The 24,508-nt window shown below is 45.3% G+C and carries 23 protein-coding genes and 2 tRNA genes; 19 read left to right on the top strand and 6 right to left on the bottom strand.

The genetic code is table 11. From position 1 onward, the window contains the following. Positions 1-216: 216 nt before the first annotated feature. From JIE71_RS03005 to JIE71_RS02940, 14 genes are all read left to right on the top strand, one after another. Positions 217-528, top strand: a complete 312-nt coding sequence (locus JIE71_RS03005; protein ID WP_199507249.1) for a non-heme iron oxygenase ferredoxin subunit — start codon at positions 217-219, stop codon at positions 526-528. Positions 529-566: 38 nt separating this feature from the next. Further along, on the top strand, positions 567-866 hold the full coding sequence (locus tag JIE71_RS03000; RefSeq protein ID WP_199507248.1) for a recombinase-like helix-turn-helix domain-containing protein: 300 nt from the start codon (positions 567-569) through the stop codon (positions 864-866). 27 nt (positions 867-893) lie between these two features. After that, complete coding sequence (locus JIE71_RS02995) at positions 894-1,937, top strand: aromatic ring-hydroxylating oxygenase subunit alpha (protein ID WP_199507247.1); 1,044 nt, start codon at positions 894-896, stop codon at positions 1,935-1,937. 51 nt (positions 1,938-1,988) lie between these two features. Then, positions 1,989-2,747 (top strand): SDR family oxidoreductase, encoded by a 759-nt coding sequence (locus JIE71_RS02990; protein WP_199507246.1) that lies wholly within the window; start codon positions 1,989-1,991, stop codon positions 2,745-2,747. A gap of 50 nt (positions 2,748-2,797) precedes the next feature. Next, positions 2,798-3,730, top strand: a complete 933-nt coding sequence (locus JIE71_RS02985; RefSeq protein WP_199507245.1) for a VOC family protein — start codon at positions 2,798-2,800, stop codon at positions 3,728-3,730. Positions 3,731-3,780: 50 nt separating this feature from the next. Beyond that, positions 3,781-5,010 carry an NAD(P)/FAD-dependent oxidoreductase gene (locus JIE71_RS02980; protein WP_199507244.1) on the top strand — a complete coding sequence of 410 codons (1,230 nt, stop codon included), beginning with the start codon at positions 3,781-3,783 and terminating at the stop codon, positions 5,008-5,010. Between the two features lie 131 nt (positions 5,011-5,141). Beyond that, on the top strand, positions 5,142-6,380 hold the full coding sequence (locus tag JIE71_RS02975) for an MFS transporter (protein ID WP_199507243.1): 1,239 nt from the start codon (positions 5,142-5,144) through the stop codon (positions 6,378-6,380). Between the two features lie 78 nt (positions 6,381-6,458). Then, positions 6,459-6,980 (top strand): cupin domain-containing protein, encoded by a 522-nt coding sequence (locus JIE71_RS02970; RefSeq protein WP_199507242.1) that lies wholly within the window; start codon positions 6,459-6,461, stop codon positions 6,978-6,980. 64 nt (positions 6,981-7,044) lie between these two features. Next, positions 7,045-7,854, top strand: a complete 810-nt coding sequence (locus JIE71_RS02965) for an alpha/beta fold hydrolase (protein ID WP_199507241.1) — start codon at positions 7,045-7,047, stop codon at positions 7,852-7,854. Next, positions 7,851-8,645 (top strand): SDR family oxidoreductase, encoded by a 795-nt coding sequence (locus tag JIE71_RS02960; protein ID WP_199507240.1) that lies wholly within the window; start codon positions 7,851-7,853, stop codon positions 8,643-8,645. Before JIE71_RS02965 ends, JIE71_RS02960 begins: the two co-directional genes overlap by 4 nt. A 22-nt stretch (positions 8,646-8,667) precedes the next feature. Then, entirely contained in the window at positions 8,668-9,459 is a 792-nt protein-coding gene (locus JIE71_RS02955; RefSeq protein ID WP_199507239.1) for an aspartate dehydrogenase, read from the top strand. Between the two features lie 24 nt (positions 9,460-9,483). Next, positions 9,484-10,953, top strand: coding sequence for an aldehyde dehydrogenase (locus JIE71_RS02950; protein ID WP_199507238.1), 1,470 nt, complete (start codon positions 9,484-9,486; stop codon positions 10,951-10,953). Positions 10,954-11,049: 96 nt separating this feature from the next. Continuing rightward, on the top strand, positions 11,050-12,690 hold the full coding sequence (locus JIE71_RS02945; protein ID WP_199507237.1) for a thiamine pyrophosphate-binding protein: 1,641 nt from the start codon (positions 11,050-11,052) through the stop codon (positions 12,688-12,690). A gap of 61 nt (positions 12,691-12,751) precedes the next feature. Continuing rightward, positions 12,752-13,951: a hypothetical protein gene (locus tag JIE71_RS02940; RefSeq protein ID WP_199507236.1), complete on the top strand. Its 1,200-nt coding sequence runs from the start codon at positions 12,752-12,754 to the stop codon at positions 13,949-13,951. A 250-nt stretch (positions 13,952-14,201) separates the two neighbouring features. Here JIE71_RS02940 and JIE71_RS02935 read toward each other — a convergent pair. The 4 genes from JIE71_RS02935 to JIE71_RS02925 form a co-directional block, all read right to left on the bottom strand. Continuing rightward, positions 14,202-14,288, bottom strand: a tRNA-Leu gene (locus JIE71_RS02935). A gap of 126 nt (positions 14,289-14,414) precedes the next feature. Then, positions 14,415-14,488 (bottom strand) — tRNA-Cys (locus JIE71_RS02930). 142 nt (positions 14,489-14,630) lie between these two features. Then, entirely contained in the window at positions 14,631-14,765 is a 135-nt protein-coding gene (locus JIE71_RS12390) for a putative transporter small subunit (RefSeq protein ID WP_213017893.1), read from the bottom strand. 133 nt (positions 14,766-14,898) lie between these two features. Continuing rightward, a complete protein-coding gene (locus JIE71_RS02925) occupies positions 14,899-16,551 on the bottom strand; it encodes a sodium:solute symporter family protein (RefSeq protein WP_199507303.1) in 1,653 nt (550 codons plus the stop codon). A 475-nt stretch (positions 16,552-17,026) separates the two neighbouring features. On the opposite strand from JIE71_RS02925, the gene folD reads away from it, so the two are divergent. Further along, positions 17,027-17,929, top strand: coding sequence for a bifunctional methylenetetrahydrofolate dehydrogenase/methenyltetrahydrofolate cyclohydrolase FolD (folD, locus tag JIE71_RS02920; RefSeq protein WP_199507235.1), 903 nt, complete (start codon positions 17,027-17,029; stop codon positions 17,927-17,929). 92 nt (positions 17,930-18,021) lie between these two features. Next, the gene (locus JIE71_RS02915) at positions 18,022-18,522 is read left to right on the top strand and encodes a phosphate-starvation-inducible protein PsiE (RefSeq protein WP_199507234.1); all 501 of its coding nucleotides are present in this window, start codon (positions 18,022-18,024) and stop codon (positions 18,520-18,522) included. A gap of 82 nt (positions 18,523-18,604) precedes the next feature. Here the strand turns inward: JIE71_RS02915 and corA are convergent, their stop codons facing one another. Beyond that, positions 18,605-19,651: a magnesium/cobalt transporter CorA gene (gene corA / locus JIE71_RS02910; RefSeq protein WP_199507302.1), complete on the bottom strand. Its 1,047-nt coding sequence runs from the start codon at positions 19,649-19,651 to the stop codon at positions 18,605-18,607. A 264-nt stretch (positions 19,652-19,915) separates the two neighbouring features. After that, complete coding sequence (locus JIE71_RS02905) at positions 19,916-20,305, bottom strand: DUF2237 family protein (RefSeq protein WP_199507233.1); 390 nt, start codon at positions 20,303-20,305, stop codon at positions 19,916-19,918. A 520-nt stretch (positions 20,306-20,825) separates the two neighbouring features. On the opposite strand from JIE71_RS02905, the gene JIE71_RS02900 reads away from it, so the two are divergent. The 3 genes from JIE71_RS02900 (at position 20,826) to ndk (ending at position 24,301) form a co-directional block, all read left to right on the top strand. Then, positions 20,826-22,100 (top strand): ATP phosphoribosyltransferase regulatory subunit, encoded by a 1,275-nt coding sequence (locus tag JIE71_RS02900; protein WP_323126907.1) that lies wholly within the window; start codon positions 20,826-20,828, stop codon positions 22,098-22,100. A 136-nt stretch (positions 22,101-22,236) separates the two neighbouring features. Further along, positions 22,237-23,526 carry an adenylosuccinate synthase gene (locus tag JIE71_RS02895; protein ID WP_199507232.1) on the top strand — a complete coding sequence of 430 codons (1,290 nt, stop codon included), beginning with the start codon at positions 22,237-22,239 and terminating at the stop codon, positions 23,524-23,526. A gap of 343 nt (positions 23,527-23,869) precedes the next feature. Continuing rightward, positions 23,870-24,301: a nucleoside-diphosphate kinase gene (ndk, locus tag JIE71_RS02890; protein WP_199507231.1), complete on the top strand. Its 432-nt coding sequence runs from the start codon at positions 23,870-23,872 to the stop codon at positions 24,299-24,301. Positions 24,302-24,508 lie beyond the last annotated feature (207 nt).

Below are 24,508 nucleotides of genomic sequence, written 5' to 3'. Positions count from 1 at the left end.
TTGCATATCCATACCGTTGAATGATGGCTCTATAATTTTGCATATTTTTATAAAATATATTTTAGACATTATTTAAATTATTGAATATACAAGGTTTTTTAGAGCCGCTTTCTTTTTTAGCCACAAAATCTGCTGTTGACAAGCGCAGAAAGGGTAAGCTATATTAAGTTTTACACATCAAACATTGTTTCATATATAAAACTAAGGACGGTTTACATGGACTGGTTACCCATATGCGATTTATCCGATGTCAACGAAGATGAGCCAAAATCTGTAGAAGTCAATGGCAAAAAGATTGGGGTGTTTCAAATCGAAGACGCTTACTTTGCTGTAGAAAACGTATGTCCGCATGCTTATGCCCTATTGACTGACGGTTTTATTGAAGATGAGACGGTAGAGTGCCCGCTACATGAGGCTATTTTTGATATCAAAAGCGGTAAGTTGTTAAGTGGTCCTGCCGATAGAAACTTATGCACGTATGCCTTAAAAATCGAAGCAGACAAAATTTATCTTCAGGATAAAGCGTAATTCACGTCTAGGTAGGACAATCACTCAGGAGAAAGACGATGCAGCACTACAACGAAGGTTTAATCCGTTGGAAGCAACACAGTCCCAGCAAGGATGCGGGTATCAACAACATTCAAATGCCAGATAAGCCCACGTTAATCGTATGGCAGACCCGCGATCATCAGCCGACCGACTACGAAGTGTCTTTGGCAAACCATCTAATCGAAGCGTTTTCATCAGGGGCTGAAACTTTAGAAGCGGTCGTCAGTGCGCTCAATGCGCAAGGCATGCTGCATAGCGATGGAACCGCATTTACCACAGCGTCATTTGAACAAGAAATGGCACGGCTGGGTCACTAATAATCATCAAGTAGGGAGTACAAGACGATGAGACCGTTTCAATCATTGGAAGAATATTTGTCATTAGGACTTAGAAATCGCTGGCATCCCGTGCTGTCTTCTTGGGAGATAGCGGCCAATCCAGTCGGTATTACCCGTTTGGGCGAGAATCTGGTGTTGTGGCGAGACGACCAAGGTGAGGTACACGCATTAGAAGACCGCTGTCCGCATCGCGGCGCTCGACTGTCATTGGGCTGGAACCTAGGTAATAAGGTGGCTTGCTGGTATCACGGCGTGGAAGTGGACCAAACAGGTACGGTCGTAGATGTGCCTGCTGTTAATAACTGTCCATTAGAAGGTCAATCTTGTGTCCGCAGTTACCCTGTTCAAGAAAAAAATGGCGCTATCTTTGTTTGGTTTGGTTTAGAAGATGGACAGGAACCAACGCCTTTGGTATTGCCTGAACAGCTTGCCAGTGAAGATTGGAGCAGCTTTTTGTGCATGGCGGATTGGAAAGTCAATTATCAATATGCCGTTGATAATGTCATGGACCCCATGCACGGCACCTTTTTGCATGCCACATCTCATTCGATGTCAGAGGGCGATAAGCAGTCGGACATGGCCTTTAATCGTACTGAGAATGGTTTTGTGTTTGAAAAAACAGGTCAAAAAGGTGTGAATTTTGACTGGGTAGAGTATGGCGATACAGGAAGTCCTTGGTTGCGACTGTCCATTCCTTACAAAAAATCGTTTGGCCCAGGCGGTGTGTTTTGGATTGTGGGTTTTGCCACACCCATTGATGAGCATCATACCCGCGTTTTCTTTTGGCGTTGCCGCGAAGTACAAGGCTGGCAGCGTGATACATGGCGCTTTATGTACCGCACGCATCTTGAAAAATTGCACTGGGATGTCTTGGAGCAAGACAGAATCATTTTGGAAAATCTAGCACCGAATGCACAGGCTCATGAATTTTTATATCAGCATGATGTCGGGCTGGCGCGTTTAAGAAGAATATTTCAAAAAGAAGGCAAAAAGCAATTTAGCCAGCTGCAAGATCAAAAGGCAGCAAAAGAAGAGCAAGCCGGCGCTTAATAGTTTTTCTATAGAGCGGGGCAGATGAATCAAAAGGGAGTTTGAGTACCAATGAGCCAGCTATTAAGTGATAAAAGAATTGTGGTATCAGGTGCCGCACGCGGTTTGGGATTATCGTTTGCCGTTGCCTGCGCTAAAGAAGGCGCAGAAGTGGTGATGTTGGATGTTTTAGAAGATGAGGTCACCAAACAAGCTGCGCAACTAAAAGCACAGGGACTAAAGACCAGCGCGTGGCATATCGATTTGGCAAGCGCCTCCAGTATTCAAGCCACCGTAGATAGCGTGGTTGCTCAAAATGCGCAGATTGATGGCCTGATAAACTGCGGCGCGCTGGCAACAGGCGTTGGCGGTAAAAACATGATGGACTATGACGAAAATCTGTGGGATCGCGTGATGCAAATCAATGTCAAAGGCACTTGGCTCTTGAGTAAAGCACTGACCCCGTATCTAAAAGCAGCCAAAGCAGGAAAGATTGTCAATATTGCCTCAGACACCGCGCTTTGGGGCGCACCGAATCTTATGGCATATACCGCAAGCAAAGGCGCCATCATTGCCATGACGCGCTCTATGGCGCGTGAGCTGGGTGAAGACAATATTTGTGTCAATTGTATCGCGCCTGGACTCACTATCGTTGAGGCCACCGCTTATGTTCCGCAGCAGCGCCATGACCACTACGTCAATGGTCGAGCGCTAAACAGAAAACAATACCCTGAAGACATTGATGGTACTGCAATCTACTTGCTGTCTGACCTTGCCTCTTTTGTCACGGGTCAAAATATTCCAGTAAATGGTGGCTTTGTATTCAACTGAGGCGTATGCGCCATCGCCACTGACCAAAGCACTCTCATTAAGGAGCTCACATGATAAACGGAATTAAAACCTTAAAGTTCGGCGTTGAAGACCGAGCTCAGTGTCAAAAGTTTGCTACTGATTTTGGCTTAGAAGAAGTCAGTACCGATATCGACGGCACGACAAAATTTTCTATGGACAATGGCAGCACAATTTATGTCTATGACAAAGACGATGACAGACTGCCGCCTGCATTTGAAGACGGCTCGACGCTCAGAGAAATCACTTGGGCCGTCGATAATCAAGCGAGTTTCGATACCTTAAAAGAGCGTTTAAAAGATGTCGATGGCTATCACGTAACGCCAGAGACTTTGTATTGCCGCGACCCTAATAGATTGACACTCTCTTTTGAGGTGTATGTGCTGCAAACCAATCTTGACAAGGCAAGCGCAGGCATCAACCAATATGGCGCTATCAATCGAGTCAATGAAGCCAGCCCAGTCTATGAAAAAGCCTCGCCACTTGGTGTAGGGCACGTCGTGCTCTTTAGTCCAAATCTTGCTGCCGCGCAAACTTTTTATGAAGACAAGCTGGGCTTTTATTTATCAGACGCTTACAACAACAGAGGCGCCTTTATGCGCTGCGCGGGCGAAGGTTGGCACCACAATCTGTTTTTGTTAAAGCTGCCGCATAAAGAAACGCCGGGGTTAAATCACGTGGCCTTTATTGTGCGAGACATTCATGAAGTCATCGGTGGCGGTCTACACATGAACCGAAAAAAATGGGATTCGTTTATTGGTCCTGGCAGACATCCTGTTTCTTCTGCTTACTTTTGGTATGTACATTCTCCGTTTGGCGGTGCTTTTGAATATTACACCAATGACGACTATCTCACACCCGAATGGCAAGCGCGCCACTATGACTACTCTTTAGATTTATTTACAGAGTGGGCCGTAGAAGGCGGTATCGATGACGCCACCAGACGGCAAATCAATAACATGTAAAGCACTACCGTCATCGGTACAAAGCGTGAACAGCAAACAGGAGGTTTAGCATGAATAAGATTGTCATCGTCGGTGCAGGTCAAGCTGCAATATGGACAGCAAAAACCCTAAGAGAAGAAGGCTATACAGGCAGCCTGATAATCATAGGGAACGAAGACTATGCCTTTTATGAGCGGCCTCCTTTATCTAAGCAAGTGCTGTTGGGTGAAGCCACGCACGACTCTTTAAAAATATTTAAAGATGACGTGGTCGATGCACTTGATATTACGCTATTAAAACCTGTCACTGTGACGCACATTGATCGTCAAAACAAACAGGTGCAGACCAATGACCATCAAAACATTGCTTACGACAAGCTACTGATTGCCACTGGCAGCAAGGCAAAAATTCCTGTTGAGCGATGGTCGTCTTATGACAGCGTGGTAAGCCTACGTAACATTGAAGACAGTCTGCATATTCAAGACAAAATTAAGCACGCAAAGAATGTGGGCATCATTGGTGGGGGCTGGATTGGTTTAGAAGTCGCCGCATCCTTATCCAAACGCAACATCAACGTAACTGTCTATGAGATGAATGACAGATTGTGTGCCAGAAGCGTCAGCCAAGAGGTTTCAGACTATCTTTTTAACCTACATGAGCAGCATGGCGTCCATATCAAATTGTCCTGTAAAAACATTGACCTGACGCAAGATGATGCACACTCATCCGTCAAGGTGCATATCACTGACAACGAGGGCGCCAGCGAGACAATGTCTCATGATGTGGTGTTTTTGGGCACAGGAGCGCACATCAACAAAGAAGTGGCTGAGCTATCAGGCCTTGAAACACAAGATGGCATCATCGTCGATGAGTACTGTCAAACCAATGACCCTGACATTTATGCCGCAGGTGATGTGGCTATCCATCCCAGCTTAGGGTTTTGTATCCAGTCTTGGTCAAACGCGCAGCATCAAGGCGTGACTGCTGCCAAGTCGATGCTGAATCAAAACATACCTTATAAAGAGACACCATGGCTGTGGTCGGATCAATATGACAAAAACATCCAAATATTAGGCACCCCTGTTGATATTGACGTTTGCCAGCGGGTTATCCGAGCCGATGGGTCGGGTGATGATTGTTTCTTTTATCTTGATGATGAAAAAAAACTGCGCTATCTGGTCGCAATTAATAACAACAAAGTTGTCAAAATAGCCAAACGATGGATTAAGGCATCGCTACCATTAGATTCAGAAGTGCTGGCGGATACGTCTTTTAATCTGATGAAAATAAAGCCGAAATAGTCTATGTAAAAAATAAACATATAAAATTCAATTTTTATTTTTTATGGACAGGAAAATGCTAAAGAGTTTGAGTGTTATGTAGTTACGGATTAAGTCATTAAATTTTAAGTTGATTATCAAGGATGATAGACATGGATACAACCATAGACAATGTGGACGCTGTAGGCGTACAAAGAAACAGACCGGGCGGGTTTAAATACTGGCTGCCTGCTATTGTATTAATGATAACTGTAATATTAGCATTTTTTGACAAAATCAGTATTGCTGTCTTGTTTTCAGATCCTGCGTTTTTATCTGACTTTGGTATTGCAGGGGACAAAACCAAACTCGGTTGGTTGATGAGTATTTTCTTATTGGCCTATGGTCTTTCTTCTGTCTTTTTAAGTTTCGTTGGTGATATTTTTGGCCCCAAAAGAATACTGCTCGGCGGTATCGCCAGTTGGGGCATTTTAATGTTGCTTATGGGCTTAACCAATAATTTTTATATGCTGCTATTTTATCGAGTTTTACTTGGTATCGCTGAAGGTCCTTTATTGGCGCTGTGCTATAGCATTGTAAAGCAAAATTATACCGAATCAGAACAGGCACGCGCCTCTACCTTATTTTTACTCGGTACACCACTAGGCGCAGCACTTGGGTTTCCGCTTACCGCGCTCATTTTACAAAACTATCATTGGGAAGCCACGTTTTACTTCATGTCGTTTATCACCATATTCCTATTCATCCTTGTGTTTTTTGGATTAAAGGGTATCACGTATGTGAAAGCGAATAGAAAGAGCGTTGACCATAAAACAAACTTCACAAAACTGCTAAGCAGTAAGCCCTTTTGGTTGGTGACTTTCTTTAATGTGGGCACATTAGCATATCTTTGGGGATTAAACAGCTGGATACCGACTTATCTCATAGAAGCAAAAGGCTTTGATTTAAAACAGTTTGGTACTTTATCTATGATTCCCTTTTTAGCCATGCTGATTGGTGAGGTTGTCGGGGCATTTAATTCAGACAGATTTCCAAATAAACGTGCGCTACAAGTATTCGGTGGATTGTTTGGTGCGGGCATTACTATGTTCTTGCTTATCTATCAACACAGCGTAGTCAATGTACTTATCTTTATGTCGGCAAGTGCTTTTTTATGGGGGTTTAATGTCTCTGCCATTTTTGCGCTGCTTGCCAATACAACAGCAAAAGAAGTCGCAACCACAGCAGGCGGTATTTTCAACGGCTTTGGCAACTTTGGTAGCGCCTTAGCCCCAGTTTTGATTGGTTATATTGTCGTTTATACCGGAAATATTGATTACGGCATTATGTTTTTGGCAGGGGTGGCTATCGTTTCATCTTTCTTTTTATTACCACTACTGAAAAAGTACTAGGAATAAAAGAAAGTTATTTAAAACATGTTTATGCAAGTTATCTAGCAAATAGTGAACCAAACAACAAGGAGTACGGTTATGAATACCAAAAATACCAGCACGTGGCACAGACCAGAAGGCAGCACATTAAAAGATTGGATATCGACCCGTGTGGCCAGATTTGAAAATCGTGAATATGACTTTAGCGCCCTAAAATTCCAAGCGGACTTTGATCCCAAGTACCGCCGCGCCCAAATGCGCTATATGGGCACAGGCGCAACAGGGGTGTCAGGAGACAACAATACGGTGCCCGCTGAAAACTTTACCTTTTCAACCATGCTGTTGCCCGCAGGCTGCGAAGGTCCGCCGCATGTCCATACCGATGCTGAAGAAGTCTTTTTTATGCTGCGCGGCTCGATTGAGTTGACGGTTGAAGACAATGGTGAAGAGACCTCTTTAATTCTTAATTATAGAGATTTGATTTCGATTCCGCCCAATGTGTACAGAGGGCTGCGCAATCATACGCAAGAAGATGCACTGATGTGCGTGATGATTGGCAACCCAAAACCTGTCATTCCAACTTATCCAGAAGATCATCCGCTATCGAAGATTAAGCGTTAAGTCTTTTAGCTCACGCGCTGGCTATATAAAAGGTGGCAGTGATTGTACACAGAAAGGAGTCTGTATGACGCATTTTGACAAACAGTATGACTCAGTCAGTGACATTGAGTTTATTCAAAACGACACGCAAGGTAGTGAGACGACGGTCTTTTTGCATGGTATTAGCTCAGGTTGCGCGTCTTGGACGAACCAAATGGCATTTTTTGCAGGTAAGAGCCCAGCACTGGCATGGAATGCGCCAGGGTATGGAAAAAGTGGACAGATGACACAGCAGGTGCCCACGGCACGTGATTACAGCCGGCGTTTACACTGCCTTTTGGTTGCAAGAAATATCAAGCATATCACTCTTGTTGGGCATTCTTTAGGCGCACTCATCGCGGCAGGCTTTGCCGCGGAGTATCCAGAGATCGTTAATCGTCTGATACTGGTCAATCCTGCGCAAGGTTACGGTGAGTTTGAAGAAGTCAAGCAAGATGAAGTCGCTAAGATGCGTCCAGCACTATTAAAACAGCTCGGCGGTGCAGAAATGGCGCGCCGCCGTAGTAGTGTCTTATTGTTTCATGCCAATGACGACAATGTTGCCTTACTTGAAAGCATCATGACGCAAATTACGCTGACAGGGTTTGAAAAGTCGTCACGATTACTGGCGCATGACAGCATCCATCATTATTTGGCAAAAATAGACAAACCTATCGATTTAATCTATGGCACTGAGGATGGTATTACCCCGCCTAAGATTATGTTTGAGATTGCAAAGCGGCACCAACATATTTCACTGCACGCGATTGAGGATGCCAGTCATTTGTCGTATTTGGATCAGCCAGCGCGTTTTAATCAAGTTTTATTGTCCATCATACAAGGTGATGATTTATGAGTTTTCAAGTAAGAAATAAAGTAGTCATCGTCACTGGTGGTTCCTCTGGTATCGGGCTTGCGTTGGTCAAGCTGTTTTTGGCAGAAGGTGCGCGTGTGGCTTGGTGTGGCAGAGACGATAAAAAACTCCAAGCCACCTTTGACCTACTGAGTAAGGATTACGATTCCAGTCAGATGTTTATTCATCAATGCGATGTCCTAAAAAAAGAGCAAGTGGCCAATTACGTCGCTTTGGTGGTCAAAAAGTTTGGCGCCATTGACATGCTCGTCAATAACGCAGGCCAAGGTAAGGTGGCTGATTTTTTTGCGACCGAGGAACAAGACTGGATAGATGAGTTGCAGCTTAAAGTTTTTAGCGTCGTCAATATGATCCATGCGGCATTGCCTTATCTAAAACAGTCGGATATTGCCTCAATCACCAATGTGAACTCACTTTTAGGTCTTAAGCCAGAGACGCATATGGTTGCCACCTCGGTTGCCAGAGCGGGTCTATTGAACCTCAGCAAAAACCTCGCTAATGAATTGGTCAAAGAGAACATCAGAGTCAACTCAATATTGATTGGTCTGGTGGAGTCTGGACAGTGGCGTAGACGTTTTGAAGCGCGCTCTGATAAAACCAAAGATTGGGTAGGGTGGACAGCTGGCGTTGCCAACAAAAAACAGATTCCTATGGGGCGCTTAGGTAAACCTGAAGAGGCCGCTTACGCTTTGATGTTTTTGGCGTCACCATTGTCTTCTTACACTACAGGCTCAGTGATTGATGTCTCTGGTGGATTAAGCAAAGAAATATAAAAGAGATGAACAGGAGTAAGGCATGAAAAGCGTGATGTTTATAGGCTATGGCTCGATGGCAAGGAAGGTACATGAAATGCTGCCTAAAAATATCGTTTTATCAACGGTAGTTGCCACCCCAGAGGGCGCAGATGATATCAAGGCAGAAGTGGGCGACGCTGTCGAAGTAATCACTTGCGTTGATGATTTGCACAACATGCCTGATTTGGCCATTGAAATGGCGGGTCAAGCGGGACTCAAGGAACATGCGCTCAAAATATTAGAAAAATGTATTCCGCTCGGCATCGTTTCTGTTGGTGCCTTTACCGATGAAGCGTTCGCAGCTGCCCTGGCAGATACCGCAATCAAAAATGGGGTAAAAATTCATATCCTAGCAGGCGCTGTCGCTGGTGTTGATGGTATCAACGCGGCCAGTTTGGCAGGGCTGAATAAAGTAGTGTACCAAGGCCGAAAACAGCCAGACAGCTGGCGTGGCAGTCACGCTGACCAGCTTATTGATTATGACACGCTACAAGAGGCGACGGTATTTTTTACAGGAACGGCGCGAGAAGCTGCCGCTTTGTTTCCAGCCAATTCTAACGTTGCAGCGACGATTGCGCTGGCGGGCGTGGGTCTTGATAACACGCAAGTTGAGCTCATTGCTGACCCAACGCTTGAGCACAATATTCATCATATAACCGCTGAGGGCGTGTTTGGCAAGCTTGAGATTAGCATGACGGGTCTGCCACTGGCCGAAAACCCTAAAACATCAAGTTTGGCTGCGTTTAGTGCATTGCGCTTGTGTTGTCAGCTTGATCAAACCTTACAACTATAAATCCCTATATATGCGAGACATCTTATGAAAAAAATATTTATCGCAGGTCAATGGAAGCTTGGGCGTGGGAAACCAACAAAGAGCCATTATCCTGCCGATTACTCACAAAACGCAGAAATCTCTACCGCCAGTGTGGATGATGTTAATGACGCCATTTTAGCGGCTGAAGCGGCTTGGCGAGACCCCGCTTGGCGCAACTCGCTGCCATCAGAAAAGGCTGCCATTTTATTTAAAGCTGCCAATCTTTTAGAAGAGAAAAAAACATTTTTGGCAAAGCTGCAAACCCGAGACAATGGCAAACCCATTTCAGAAACCACAGGTCTGGTCAACAGCGCAATCGCCACGACCCGTTATATTGCCAGCTGCCTTGAGACATTAGATAGCGAGCTGACCAATCAGCGTATTCAGTCTGTCTTAACCTTTACCACGTACGAACCAATAGGGGTGGTCGCTGCCATTACGCCGTGGAATTCGCCCATCGCGTCCGAAATCCAAAAAATCGTACCTGCGCTTGCAGGTGGTAACGCTGTAATTTTAAAGCCTGCCGAAGCCACCTCGCTGATTGCGCTTGAGCTTGCCGCTATCTTTGAAGAAGCTGGTTTGCCTGCTGGGTTGTTGAGCGTACTCACAGGTAAAGGCTCTGTGGTTGGCGAAGCCATTGTCCACCATCCACTGGTACAAAAAATTTCTTTCACAGGCAGTACCAGTACAGGCAAGCATCTGGCACATGTGGCTGCGGATAAGCTCATTTCTACGGCGTTAGAGCTGGGCGGCAAGTCTCCGACGATTGTGTTTGCAGATGCCAACATCGACATGGCGGTAAATGGTGTTATCTACGGTATTTTTAGTTCATCAGGGCAGGCGTGTATTGCAGGCTCAAGACTGTTTGTTCACCAACATATTTATGATGAATTTTTAGACGCCCTAGTTAAGAAAACCAAAAACATTATTGTCGGTGACCCAGAAGCACCCGATACCCAAATGGGACCTTTAATCAGCGAAAGTCATCTTAAGAGTGTGGATGACTACGTCAATATGGCCAAAGCCGAAGGTGGCAAGGTGATGGCTGGCGGTGAGCGATTGATGAGTGATGGTCGTGACCAAGGATCTTACTATGCCCCAACCATCATCACAGGTCTAAGTAATGAGGCGCAAGTTTGTCAAGAAGAAATCTTTGGTCCGGTGTTGGTTGTGATGCCATTTAGTGATGAAGAAGCATTAGTCGCTGAGGCGAACAATAGTATTTATGGGCTTGCGGCGGGTATATGGACAGAGGATTACCGTAAAGCCTTAACGACAGCAAAGCGCCTTGAGGCAGGAACCATATGGATTAATACGTATAAGAAATTCTCTATCGCAACGCCTTTTAGTGGTCATAAAGAAAGTGGGGTCGGTAAAGAAAAGGGCAGGCTGGGTATTTTGGATTATATGCAAACCAAAAGCATATTTTTAAATCTCGATGACACACCAAATCCATGGTGCGAAGTTAAATAACGATAAGCAAGCATATATGTCAGGAAGATGGCAAATCGTCATGTTCGACACACTTATTAAGTAACCAAATGATAGACATACACAGGGATGAAGAGGATGACAGTCAAAGTAACCGTTGGTGAATTGGTCGCAAGAGTCTTAGAAGCGCATGGCGTGAACGATGTTTTTGGTCTGATTTCTATTCATAATTTACCAATTGCTGACGCCATTGGTAGAAGAAATAAAATCAGATTTGTTTGCTCACGTGGCGAGGCGGGCTGCGTCAATATGGCAGACGCTTATGCCCGATTTAAAGGATTGGGCGTTGCTATTACCAGTACAGGGGCAGGGTCGGGCAATGCGATTGGCTCTTTAGTTGAAGCTTGTAATGCCGGCAGCCCTGTCATTCATATCACAGGACAAGTAGAAAAAGAATACCTAGATCGTGATGCCAGCTTTATTCATGAAGCGGCGGACCAACTGGGCTATCTAAAATCTAGCAGCAAAGCCGCTTTTAGAATTGTTAGCCCAGAGCATGCTGTTGGTATGCTTAGAGAAGCCATACGCGTAGCGACAACCGTACCCAAAGGTCCAGTGAGTATCGAAATACCCATTGATGTACAAGCCGCTACTATTGATTTGCCGAGCGACTTGTCTTATGTCGGTGCTATGGCGCTGCCGAAGTCGCCTGAACAAGCTGTTTTATTTGTAGCAGAACAAATAAAATCAGCCAGTCGTCCTATTGTTTGGATTGGTGGCGGCTGCCTTGAGGCAAGCGAAGAGGTTAAAGCCTTAGCCGATATGGGTATACCGATTGTTTCTTCCACGCATGCACGCGGTGTATTGCCTGACACCCATCCAAGAAGCTTAAACGCATTTCATAACTCATCGGCGGTCGAAGAACTGATTGCTCAAAGTGATGCTTGCTTTGTCGTCGGTTCAAGGCTGCGCAGTAATGAGACCAAAACCTATTCGTTACCTTTTCCAGAAAATCTGATACAGATAGACGCAAGTCCGATGGCGCAGCAAAGAAACTATGCGGTCAAACACTTTTTTTGTGCTGAAGCCAAAACCTTTTTGCGCGCTGTCATTCAAGAGCTACAAGGTACAGATAAAACAGATAGTGACTATGATGAGCGTATTAAAGCCGCCAAAGAGTTTGCTATCGATGCACTAGAAACGCAGCTAGGGCCATATGCCAAACTTTGCTATTCATTGCGTGACGCCCTGCCTGAGGACGGTATTTTAGTCAGAGACATCACGATGTCAGGCAGCACGTGGGGCAGCCGCCTATTTCCAGTTAACCAGCCGTTAAAAAACATTCACTCGCTGGCAGGTGCGATTGGCTTAGGTCTGGCGCATGGTATTGGTACGGCTATCGCCAACCCAGATAAAAAAACAGTGGCGTTGGTCGGCGATGGCGGTCTGATGCTGGGTGTGGGCGAGATTGCCACAGCGGTACAAGAAAACGTCAATATGGTCTTGATGGTCATGAATGACGGCGGTTATGGCGTCATGCGCGGCATTCAAAAACAATACTTTGATGGCCGACAATACTACAACGAGCTACACACGCCTTCTTTTGTGGCGCTGGGTGAGGCGATGGGTTGTACGTCTTATCTGGCAAGCTCTTTAGAGGAGTTTGACACAACCATCAAAGAAGCCATGAAACAAGAAGGCATGTGTTTGGTCGAAGTCAATATGAATGCCATTGGTCCACTGAATTTTGCAGGGCCGCCGCAAAAGAAATTGTATTAAAAATAGAGGTTCGTTGGTTTTATAAACAGGATGTTTACGCATTGGATAATAGGAAGTTATCATGATCAAATTTATTTTAAAACCCTTAATCGTATTGGCGCCACTGCTATGGCTGACAACCATCACAGGGGCACAAGCCAAAGTGATTGAACTAAAAAGTGAGGATGGTTCAAAAGCGCTTAATGTGGGCGGCGTCATTCGATTCAATCAGCGCTATCAAAGCTGGAGCGATGATAAATACAATTCAGGTTTGGGCGACGCTGATTTTGATATTCTGCGTTTAGATGTGGATGGAAAGTATGATGATTTTTACTTGAACGGCAGCTACATTTTTCAAGACGATGACAAGACCTCGATTGAAAAAGCGTATATTGGTTATAACATTGATGATGTAAACAGCGTTGAGGCGGGTTTGGTCTACAAGCCTTTTGCCATTTACCCTTATCCGCAAAACGGCTGGACATACCATCTGCCTTTCTTTTTGGGCTATGGTAACAACATCGCGCCAGGCGTAAACATCAATCATAACAGTAATGACTGGGACATCAAGCTTGGCTATTATCCTGAAATGTTGGCAGAAGACTTAAGATACTCGCCTGAAAGTGGGGCTTATAGTGAGTTGGACAATACGTTTCCCTTTATGAGCCAATATGAGAACGAAAAGAAGAATCAAGTCAACGCCCGCGTTGCGCGTAAATTTGAAACTGCAGCGGGCAAGCAAGAGCTTGGGGTATCAGGGGCTTATTCGCAGTTGGAAAACAATTTGACCAACGATGATGGTAGCTACTATGCCGTCGGTCTACACACCAATAACAACTTTGATAAGTTTAATGTGCAAAGCTCGCTGATACATTATGACTATGATGCCAAAAATCCTAGCGGTGTTGATGACAGTATGACGCTGATGGGCGCAAATGGTTTAACGCCAGCCTACTTTATTGCTTCAGAGGGTACGGTAGGCAGTCTAAATGTAGCGTATACCATTCCTATGCAAGATAAGGGGCCGTTAAAAGCCGTCAAGGTCTATAACGACTACAGTTATCTCAAAAAGCACCATGATGATTGGTCTGATTCACAAATGAACACCACAGGTGTGATGTTTATTGCGCCACCATTTTTGGTTTGGTTGGATCATACTTATGGAAAGAATTCTAATATTATTGGTGGTGCAACTAATGGTACGGGCTTTACATCAACCACATCAGAAAACAGCGATGAATGGTTGTCACGAATCAACCTAAATGTTGGATTTAGCTTTTAATACTGCTGTAATGACGCTATCGCGTGCCTCTGTGAATATTGAAATGTTTTCGCTAGCAGTGGGCACACGGTATTTAAGGTAGACAAAGCGCAGACAGCCACAGTCAGAACGCCATATATCACGGTTTCTAACAGTATCAAAACAATATCAAAATAGGTTTTTCGAGGAGACAAGAGAGCAGTCGCTTTGTTAAATCGCAGACAATAAAAAAACCCTTACAGCGCTGATGCTGTAAGGGTTTTTCATATAATGGTACCCGGAGCCGGACTTGAACCGGCACGCTATTGCTAGCGAGGGATTTTAAATCCCTTGTGTCTACCAATTTCACCACCCGGGCAAAACTTGTGTTATCTATACATTAAAAAGCGTTGATAGTGCTTTTCGCTGGTAAGATAAGTGGTCGCTATTATAAGCGGTTATGCTGATAATGCAAGCCTAAATTAACATGACGTTAATAAATAATTGGAGGCTGGAGTCGGAATCGAACCGGCGTTAACGGAGTTGCAGTCCGCTGCATGACCACTCTGCCATCCAGCCAATCAAGGTGGACTATATTAGCAAAAATAATTTAAATTACAAGTCATTTTTTGGCTAAATTTGTGCTTATTTATCGTCGCACGCATGCAAGTGTTAATTAATAGAGCGAATACAAGCAGTTAGCTTGCTTTAATAATATTGATTAGACGATATCTTTGTTATCGCGTTTGGCTCGTTTGATATCACGATAGGTTGCAGTGCAAATTAAGACTAGCACGGCTAAAGTGATAGCGGGCCAAATCAGGATATACAAGCCGTAAATAAAAGTGTTATCCATGTTATCTCCTTTTTATGGCTAATAAATAGGGTTTCAGTCATAGCCACTAAATCAGTTTTCAATAGTGGCTATAGACTCAAGACCATCCTAAATTAAGCTAAGTTATATCAAGCTAAGTTTTATAGCCTACCTCTTACGGGTTCTTAGAGGCGGAGGCGACCTTAGCTTTTTTATCATAGTTGCCGACGCGTTGTTTGATTAAATCAAAGTCGAAGCGCTCATTACCCATTAAGCTCACTAGCGTACAGACGATCGCACTAACGCCATAAGCCGTTAGGGAAGCGACTAACACCATATAATCACGCAAGAAGCCAGTGGCAAAGATCAACATCAAGATTAGCGTTATCAGGGCTGCACCCATACCTGCCTTACGGCCTAAGAAACCAAAGACCATCAGACCAATAACTACAGCTGCGCCAACACTCGCCATCGCCTCGAAGAATAGAGCGGTAACACCTGTGATAGGGATTAGCTCAAAACGAGCGATACAGAAGAGTATCAAGGAGACAATCACCGCAGAGGTAAACGCGACATTGGTAACGCGGTTCCAAAACACGCTTGCGATGACCGGGAAGACGACCGCGCCCCATAATGCACCGACGAATACGAGCATCACTAAGATATCGAGCTTAAAGCTTGCAAATATCAGACCAGCAGCGGTGGCGACAATCATCGTACCACGGCCGACTAGCATCATCGTTCTTGGTTTGACTTGACCTTTTTTGGCGATGTTTTTACCGTAGACGTCCGCCATCATAATCGTCGATAATGCAGACAAATCAGAATCTGCCGTTGAAGATAATGAGCCGATAACTAAAATAAAGAACAGTGCAATAAATATCGGATGCAAATAAGTGCTGACCATTTGCGGAATCAGATTATTCATATCGCCATTTAGCGGCTCGACACCGATGGTCAAAGCCATTAGACCTATCATACCTAGACCGATGACGATACCTGCGTAACCGATAGTGGCAGTAACAAAGGTGGGTTTGATCTTGTCTTGATCAATGGCGAATAGCCTTTGGGTAATCGTCTGGTTACCGATAGCATATGCCAATACCGCGACGAAGAAAGGTGCACCTTGCTGCAAGAAAGCTTCTGATGAAAAGAAGTCTTGCTGCTCAAGAGTTAAATTGGACAGCCCTTCTACCATGACGCTAGGACCACCCATAGAGAACAATACAGCCGGAATAATTACCACGCCGATAGCCATTAAGGCGACAAGCTGAGCGAAATCGGTAAAGACAGATGCTCGAAAGCCTGAGGTTAGCGTATAGCTTAAGACGCCGATACCCGCGATAAGTACACCGGTCTGAAACGATAACGGTGAGAGTACGGAAACTAAGGCGCCGGCGGCGGTGAAGTTGACCATCAAGCTAATTAAGCTGCCCATAAGGTTAGATACGGCTAAAATCAATTGGCTTGATGAGCCATGGCGGGCGTGAATAAGCTCGCCTAAAGTGTGACCGTTAGGGGCCAGTTCGCGAAAGCGCATGCCAAATGGGTAGATGAATAAAATCATCAATGCGCCCCAAAAGCCATAATGAATCGGACCGGACACACCGTATTTATAACCAGAAGTGGCCGCAGCATAAAAGGAGGCTGCCCAAATCCAAGTGGCGGTCATACTAGCGGCGCCCATGCCGAAACCAACGCCGTGCCCTGCGACCATAAACCCACTGGTCGATTCTTTGTCTTTTTTGATCAGTAAAGAGAGTAAGTAAGTACCTCCATAAAAAGCGACTAACAGTAAAATAACAGTTAGTGCCGAAAATTGAAACAGTGACTCGTTTTGCAAGTTCGCACCTCACTATATTTATCATTGACGTCATAAACTGACATGGGATAGAAACGTAAAAAAGATAAATACCAAAGGAGTAGACCATTAGTATTTGATTTTTGTGTCAATAACCTAACACAGATGTAACTTCAAATCTATTGACCGCCCAGTTAACCTTTCTTCGCTTAACTTTGTGAGAATGCAAGAATCGCAAGCTCAGCTCTTACTGCAAATCTTAATATATGCACTATTACTTATACTATTAGTAAGTAATGTGAGAAGTGATAAAAAGGCTTAATGCATTTTAAATAAGCTTCAATGTAACTTGGATATAACTTGGATATAAAAAAGCAGCTAAGCTTATGAAAGGCATTTAATAGGTATAAGTGGGTAGGCTTTTGGCTGTAACAGAGGTACAATATCACGCGTGAATTATACGGGTTTCCTTTCTGTTCATCGCCAAAACTTTGGAGTTATCATGTCAAGTGCGTCAAACACTACTGAGCCATCAACTGAGCAAAAATCCGCTACGCTGTTAGACGGCAAAGCGCTCGCAAAACAAATTGAGCAGTCATTAAGTGCGCGTGTAGACGCCATCAAAACCAAGACCGACCGTACGCCGAGCCTTGCGACCATTTTGGTCGGTGATGACCCAGCGTCAGCGACGTATGTGCGTATGAAGGGCAATGCTTGCAAGCGTATCGGTATGGACTCTATCCGTGTCGAGATGCCAGAGGCAACCACCACAGAAGAGCTGCTGGCAAAAATAGATGAGCTAAATAACAATCCTGACGTACACGGCATTTTGCTTCAGCATCCTGTGCCTGCGCAGATCGATGAGCGTGCGTGCTTTGATCGTATCGCGCTGACCAAAGACGTGGATGGGGTGACCTGCCTTGGCTTTGGGCGTATGAGCATGGGCGAGCCTGCATATGGCTCTTGCACCCCACAAGGCATCATGCACTTGTTAAACCATTACGGCATTGAGCTTGCAGGCAAAGAAGCAGTGGTCGTTGGTCGCAGTGCGATTTTGGGCAAACCAATGGCGCAAATGCTATTAAACGCCAACTGCACGGTGACCATCTGCCATTCAAAAACCAAAAACCTAGCCGACCACGTCAAGCGTGCAGACATCATCGTCGGCGCGGTAGGTGTGCCTGAGCTGATTAAAGCGGCATGGATTAAAGACGGTGCGGTCGTGGTCGATGCAGGCTTTCACCCAACCGACAATGGCGGTGTGGGCGATATTGAGCTGAGCGGCGTCGAGAATATCGCAAGCGCCTACACGCCTGTACCAGGTGGCGTCGGTCCAATGACCATCAATACCCTAATTCGTCAGACCGTAGAAGCAGCAGAAAAAGCAGCAGGCATCGAGGCATAATGTCTCGAACGTTGCTCGCTGATAGCACAGGCAGGTACTGATTGTATTAGGCATCAGTGCCAATCTACCAACATGTCTTGATAGGTTCTCAAATGTCTAATAAATATGATGATATTCATGAGCGATTACAGTACATTGGCAGAGAGATTGTCGATATTTTTCACTACATCATTCTATTTTTGATTGGTCTGGTGGTGATTTGGACGGCGGGCAAAGAGTTTTTGGTCATTATTTATAAAGGCTCGGCAGAATTAAAAGACATTTTAATGCTGTTCATTTATCTTGAGCTTTTGGCAATGATTGGTATATATTTTAAAACCCATCGCTTGCCTGTGCAGTTTTTGATATTTATTGCCATTACCGCCTTATCGCGTCACTTGGTGGTAGATGTGCAGGCCGTGTCTGATTATTTTCATCTGTGGCTGCTTGCGACCATTGCTGTCGCTATTATGGCGCTCAGTGCGTCAATTGTGATACTGACATGGACAGCGCGTATGTTTGGTCGTCCTGAAGATTATTTGGATGATCATCATGCCAGCCATCAAGCGGGCACGTATTCTAGTGATGACAATACCAAGCGCCGCCGTGAGTAGGGCAAGTGTATAGCAATATAATCTTTAAATAAAAAAGGGCGCTGACAGTTAGCGCCTTTTTTTATGGTTGTTTCTCTCTCATCTATAACCAATGCGCTTTTTTAAACTTATAATATAAATAGCTACACAAGAGCGCTATCAACACCAAAATCACAAAATACGCATAGTGCCAATGCAGCTCAGGCATAAAGTCAAAGTTCATACCATAGATACCCGCCACAGCCGTTGGCACAGCGAGGATACCTGCCCAAGCGGCCAGTTTACGTACCACCTCGTTCTGTCCCATATTGACCATGGCCATATAGGTGTCCATCGCCACGCTCAGCATCTCGTTAATACCGTTGACCGCGTCTAGCGCTCGCAATAGATGGTCATTGACGTCACGAAAGTAGGGTTTTGCCGCATAAGGAAAAGACGACAATAAGTCGTTTTTCTTATGGTTAATAAAAAAGTTACAGATGTCTTGTACAGGCGAAATCACAGCACGCATATGTACGAGCTGCGACTTTAATTCATATAAATGCTTAAGCGTGTCTTTGCTAAATTCATACGTAAAAATATTGCGCTCTTGCTCACGCAAATAGCTGCCCAAACGGTCGGTAATCGGCAAATAGTTATCGACAATAAAATCAAGAATGGCGTGCAAAATAAAAATCGGCCCCATACGCAATTTTTCGGGGCGACGATGACAATGCTCACGCACAGGCGCATAAGAGTTTGAAGGGCCTGTGCGGATGGTAATGATATAATTTTTGCCCATAAAAATGGCGGTCGTACCATAGCGAATCAGATTGCCTTCAAGCTTGGCGGTACGGACAACCACGAAAATGGTGTCGTTATTGTAGTTTTCGACCTTGGGACGCTGATGGTCACCGAACGCATCTTCAATCGCCAGCTCGTGTAAGTCAAAGGCACTTTGCACATCAGAGATGGTTTGAAAGCTGGGGTTGTACAGCCCTAGCCAAATAAACTGATTGTTATTGCTGAGCGCCTTACTGACATCATCGAGCGCTAGCGCGCCAATTTGCTGTCCTGTCTTACGCGAATAGGCGTAGCAATTGACCACTTCATTGGGATTGGCGATATGAATGTCCTCATAACGCTCCGATTCAGGATCATAGATGGTCATGGTCTCTAGTGCATCCGCATCTGAGGTGCTGGCATCGCCATAAATATAACTGTCTGGACTATAAGGCTGCTCGCTTAAGTGGCTATCGCTTAATTGCTCAATATTTGAATCAGGTGCAATACGGTTGGCCGTGGCAGGGGATTGCTGATGATCATATTCTGTGCTCACGCCGATACCTCAATCTAAAAATGTCTAACCATGCCATCTATCCAGCCATCCTAGCTGTATGTCATGTATGGATAAGGCGCCTCTGCGCCGTTACGGTTATAGCGCGTATTGTTTGAGCGTGTCCATATCGACCAACGCCAGCAAGCTCTCATGGCAAGCTTCAAGTTTGAGTGGCGGCGCAACATCAAAATCAAGAGCCTCTACCCAGCGCAGGGCACAGATACACCAATAATCGCCAGGCTGTAGTCCTGCAAAGTTGTATTCAGGCAGCGGCGTAATCAAATCATTACCACGCGCTGCCGAAAAATTTAAAAACTCGCTGGTCATTTTGGCGCATACCGTATGCTGACCGACATCATTCATGCCTGTATGACAAAAACCATTGCGATAATACCCCGTAATGGGGTCAAAACAGCAGCTGGCAAGCGCTGTACCTAAGACATTGGCTTGGTTGAGTTCTGGAATTGGATGATGGTCAAATGGCATAGCGCCTCCAAAATGCATAGCAAAAAAACGCCTAGACTGCGCTTATTTGATGATATTTATAAAAAATAAAAATTAGCGATAAGTATAAATACATATGATTGTCTAAGTGCTTGCTAGTGTAACATGACCTATTGGTATAGATATGCAAAGTTGCTCAGAAAAGTAGAGCAAAAAAGACGATGCTATACCTCATGTGATGATAGTAACGACGCATTAAAAATTGTGTCCAATTGTGACTAGGAGAAATCAGACGGCTATGCTAAACTGCATCATAAAGTGCCTAGGAACATAGTCACTATTCATATCGTCGTTTTTAGCATCCCGCATACTTAAGCATCATATCCCTTTTGGGTTACCTGATTTTATAATAATTGGGTCAGTAATGCTGCGTGCCAAAAATATACCAACATGCACATTATGGTGTGTTGTAGCGCAAGGCGCAAAAGATAGTGCCCGATAGCGACGACTCTCTTATTACGCCACGTTTTTTGGCAAACGATACGCCAAACAAGGATTTATTGTGTCTGCCAGTTCTGATTTTGCTGATTCTGCCTCGTTAACCGCCGCCAATCCTACTCAACAGGCGCATAAAAGCTTGCCTTTGATGAGCAACTTTGCTGCTGAAGTTGCCAACAGCTGGTTGCTGCCTGATGGGGTGGTGGATGTTTTGTTTGAAGACGCACAAAAGCAAGAGCTGCTGCGCTATCAGTTGACCCAGCATTTGATTTTGCATGGCTATCGCTTGGTCAGCCCGCCGATGATTGAGTATACCGAATCATTGTTAAGCGACGCCTCAGAAGATTTAAAGCGCCAAACTTTTAAAATCATCGACCAGTTAACAGGTCGTCTGATGGGGGTGCGCGCAGACATTACGCCGCAGATTTTACGTATTGATGCTCATCATGGCGGTGACGCTATTGCCCGCTATTGCTACGCAGGTCACGTCATTCATACGCTGCCATCAGGTTTGTTTGGCTCGCGTACACCATTACAGTTGGGTGCGGAGATTTTTGGTTGCGGCTCAATGAGCGCTGATATTGAGCTGATTGATGTCCTGTTTAGTATGCTCGGTCAGCTTGAGCTGAATGACGCTTTGCACATTGATTTGGGTCATGTGGCTATCTTTAAGCGCTTATCGATGCTTGCGGAAGTATCAGAAACAGATACTGAGCAATTGATGCACCTTTATGCCAATAAAAACCTTCCTGAGCTAAAACGTGTGTGCCAAAGCATCACTATGGGCAGTGACTTTTACGCGCTGGCGCGTCATGGTCATGATGTCAGTAGCCTGCTTGAAAAGTTATCTGCCACTGCACAAGCCGATAGCAAGATTACGACGGCTATTGACGAGCTTGAACGTATGAAAGCTTATCTAGAGAGTCAATGGCAATGTCCTGTAAGTATCGATATTACCGAGCTGTCAGGGTATCACTATCATACAGGCCTTATCTTTAACGGCTATATCCATAACGAAACACAGCCGCTAGTGCGTGGTGGTCGCTTTGATGGTATGCAGCGTCATAGCGAAGGCACTCGCGAGGCCACAGGCTTTAGTATGGACATCAGCCGCTTGCTGGCGCATATCGGCCTAGTCACGCCGCGTATTGCAGTGGTGGATTTTGAGGCGCTTAGCCAAGCAAATAACGCACACAAAGAGGCGCTCAAAACTTATGTACAAGAGCTGCGCCGCTCAGGTGTGCGCGTGACCATACCGCTCGGTGCCGATGATACGCCAACCAACGCCACACATCGTATCGTGTGCGCTGATAACGCTTGGCAGCTTACTGCGCTATAACGGATAAGGGCGCGTATCGTGGTCTGCTGTGCGCTGCCCATTTTTTCTTTATTAAAGACAGCACTAACTTTGATGCATGTTTTCGGCATCATTTTTTTTGAGTACACACCTTAATACACAATCGTAAGGATTTAACATGGGTAAAAATGTCGTAGTTTTAGGTAGCCAATGGGGCGACGAAGGAAAAGGCAAAATCGTTGATTTGTTAACCGAAAAAGCTTCTGCGGTCGCACGCTTTCAAGGTGGACACAATGCAGGTCACACCCTTGTCGTTGATGGCAAAACCACCGTGCTCCATTTGATTCCTTCAGGTATTCTACGCGGTGATGTAACTTGCTTTATCGGTAACGGCGTGGTGCTCGCACCAGACGCGCTACTAAAAGAGATTAAAAATCTAGAAGAAACTCAAGTGCCTGTACGTGAGCGCCTGCGTATTTCGCCAAATTGCCCACTTATCATGCCTTATCACGTTGCCCTTGACCAAGCTCGCGAAGCCAAGCGTGGCACTGGCAAAATCGGCACGACAGGTCGCGGTATCGGTCCTGCTTATGAAGACAAAGTTGCGCGCCGTGCGATTAAACTGGCTGATTTGTTCCGCCATGACCTAGAAGAAAAGCTACGTAACCTGATTGAGTATCACAACTTCCAATTGACCGAATATTACAAAGTAGACGGCATTGATTTTGATGAAACCTTTGCGCTTTGCCAAGAATGGAAGAACGAGCTACAGGGCCTTGTGACCGACGTGACTGAAGAGTTGGATCAAATGCGCCGCGCAGGTAAAAATCTCATGTTCGAGGGTGCGCAAGGCACGCTACTTGACATCGACCACGGTACTTATCCGTTTGTGACCAGCTCAAGCACCACGGCTGGCGGCGTATCAACAGGTACCGGTATTGGCCCATTGTATCTAGACTACGTGCTTGGCATTACCAAAGCCTATACCACGCGTGTAGGTAGTGGTCCATTCCCAACCGAATTGTTTGATGATGTGGGCGCACACCTTGCCAAAGTCGGTCACGAGTTTGGTGCGACCACAGGCCGCGCACGTCGCTGCGGTTGGTTCGATGCTGAAGCGCTACGTCGTTCAGTGGTCTTAAACTCACTATCAGGCATCTGCCTAACCAAGCTTGACGTACTAGATGGCTTGGATGAGATTCGTATCGGTGTGGGCTATGATTTGCCAGAAACCGAATGCGAAGGCGCACATGACGCTGAGTTTTATGAAACCGTTACGCCAAAATACGAAACCCTACCAGGCTGGAGCGAGTCTACCGTTGGCGTGACCAACTATGACGACCTACCAGAAAACGCCAAAGCATACATCAAGCGTATCGAAGCGCTGATTGACTGCCCTGTCGATATTATCTCAACGGGCCCTGACCGTGCTGAGACCATCGTATTGCGCGACCCATACGACGCGTAATCAGATACGCGCTGCTCGGTGGGACATCGCCGAGCGTCGCCAATAATACAAAAGCCCTGATGGAAACATTGGGGCTTTTTATAGCTTTATTTACAACCTTGCTTATCGTCTTGCTGATAACCTTACAGGCGCGTCCATTAAGCGTAAATTGCCCCTATCATTTATAAACGTAATCGTTATAATAGGCAGCAAGCGCACTTGGGCAACCTATTGCCAAGCTTATGGGTCATGGCAGGCGCAGTAAAATAATAGGCTGCACCCTGAGCACTGACATATAACGATCATAATTTTGCGCGATAATGATTTTATCATTGGTTTATTTTATTTGGATTAGGAGTCTTTCATGGCTATCGAACGTACGCTATCTATCATCAAGCCTGACGCTGTTGGCGGCAACCACATCGGTGCAATCTACGACCGTTTTGAAAAAGCAGGTCTACGCATTGTTGGCGCAAAAATGCTGCAACTGGACGACGAAAAGGCGGGTGGTTTTTACGCTGAGCACGCTGAGCGTCCATTTTACAACGACCTAAAATCTTTCATGACCTCAGGCCCTGTATTGGTATCAGTACTAGAAGGCGAAGACGCGATTGCTAAGCACCGTGACATCATGGGCGCAACCAATCCAAAAGAAGCGGCTGAAGGCACGATTCGTGCAGACTTCGCGAGCAGCATCGACGAAAACGCGGTACATGGATCAGATTCTGCAGCATCTGCAGAGCGCGAAATCAGCTACTTCTTCGCTGATAACGAAGTATGCCCACGTACACGTTAAGGGATTAGCAAATATTAGCCTAAGCTGTAAGAGTAAGCTCATGTTTACGCACTGCTGATGCAGGCACGCGCTTATGCGGCAATACGGTTGATATTTGTCATAATGCCACCATCAAACGGCTTATATCCTTAGGGTATAAGCCGTTTGAGTTATGATTTATCATTATTTTACGCCGATAAGTCATTGTTTTTGTTATCATAGACCCCT

It is taken from the genome of Psychrobacter sp. bablab_jr014 (assembly GCF_016464015.1).
Classification (GTDB): Bacteria; Pseudomonadota; Gammaproteobacteria; order Pseudomonadales; family Moraxellaceae; genus Psychrobacter.
This window is presented reverse-complemented; position numbering and strand designations above follow the sequence as displayed.

Excerpts from the sequence above, each read along its gene's own strand:
- corA (WP_199507302.1), bottom strand. The coding sequence starts at position 19,651 with ATGACCATCTATGATCCTGAATCGGAGCGTTATGAGGACATTCATATC.
- ndk (WP_199507231.1), top strand. The coding sequence starts at position 23,870 with ATGGCTATCGAACGTACGCTATCTATCATCAAGCCTGACGCTGTTGGC.
- JIE71_RS12390 (WP_213017893.1), bottom strand. The coding sequence starts at position 14,765 with ATGGATAACACTTTTATTTACGGCTTGTATATCCTGATTTGGCCCGCT.
- folD (WP_199507235.1), top strand. The coding sequence starts at position 17,027 with ATGTCAAGTGCGTCAAACACTACTGAGCCATCAACTGAGCAAAAATCC.
- JIE71_RS02955 (WP_199507239.1), top strand. The coding sequence starts at position 8,668 with ATGAAAAGCGTGATGTTTATAGGCTATGGCTCGATGGCAAGGAAGGTA.
- JIE71_RS02985 (WP_199507245.1), top strand. The coding sequence starts at position 2,798 with ATGATAAACGGAATTAAAACCTTAAAGTTCGGCGTTGAAGACCGAGCT.
- JIE71_RS02905 (WP_199507233.1), bottom strand. The coding sequence starts at position 20,305 with ATGCCATTTGACCATCATCCAATTCCAGAACTCAACCAAGCCAATGTC.
- JIE71_RS02950 (WP_199507238.1), top strand. The coding sequence starts at position 9,484 with ATGAAAAAAATATTTATCGCAGGTCAATGGAAGCTTGGGCGTGGGAAA.
- JIE71_RS02945 (WP_199507237.1), top strand. The coding sequence starts at position 11,050 with ATGACAGTCAAAGTAACCGTTGGTGAATTGGTCGCAAGAGTCTTAGAA.
- JIE71_RS03000 (WP_199507248.1), top strand. The coding sequence starts at position 567 with ATGCAGCACTACAACGAAGGTTTAATCCGTTGGAAGCAACACAGTCCC.
- JIE71_RS02970 (WP_199507242.1), top strand. The coding sequence starts at position 6,459 with ATGAATACCAAAAATACCAGCACGTGGCACAGACCAGAAGGCAGCACA.
- JIE71_RS02960 (WP_199507240.1), top strand. The coding sequence starts at position 7,851 with ATGAGTTTTCAAGTAAGAAATAAAGTAGTCATCGTCACTGGTGGTTCC.
- JIE71_RS02975 (WP_199507243.1), top strand. The coding sequence starts at position 5,142 with ATGGATACAACCATAGACAATGTGGACGCTGTAGGCGTACAAAGAAAC.
- JIE71_RS02940 (WP_199507236.1), top strand. The coding sequence starts at position 12,752 with ATGATCAAATTTATTTTAAAACCCTTAATCGTATTGGCGCCACTGCTA.
- JIE71_RS02980 (WP_199507244.1), top strand. The coding sequence starts at position 3,781 with ATGAATAAGATTGTCATCGTCGGTGCAGGTCAAGCTGCAATATGGACA.
- JIE71_RS02990 (WP_199507246.1), top strand. The coding sequence starts at position 1,989 with ATGAGCCAGCTATTAAGTGATAAAAGAATTGTGGTATCAGGTGCCGCA.
- JIE71_RS03005 (WP_199507249.1), top strand. The coding sequence starts at position 217 with ATGGACTGGTTACCCATATGCGATTTATCCGATGTCAACGAAGATGAG.
- JIE71_RS02895 (WP_199507232.1), top strand. The coding sequence starts at position 22,237 with ATGGGTAAAAATGTCGTAGTTTTAGGTAGCCAATGGGGCGACGAAGGA.
- JIE71_RS02995 (WP_199507247.1), top strand. The coding sequence starts at position 894 with ATGAGACCGTTTCAATCATTGGAAGAATATTTGTCATTAGGACTTAGA.
- JIE71_RS02915 (WP_199507234.1), top strand. The coding sequence starts at position 18,022 with ATGTCTAATAAATATGATGATATTCATGAGCGATTACAGTACATTGGC.
- JIE71_RS02965 (WP_199507241.1), top strand. The coding sequence starts at position 7,045 with ATGACGCATTTTGACAAACAGTATGACTCAGTCAGTGACATTGAGTTT.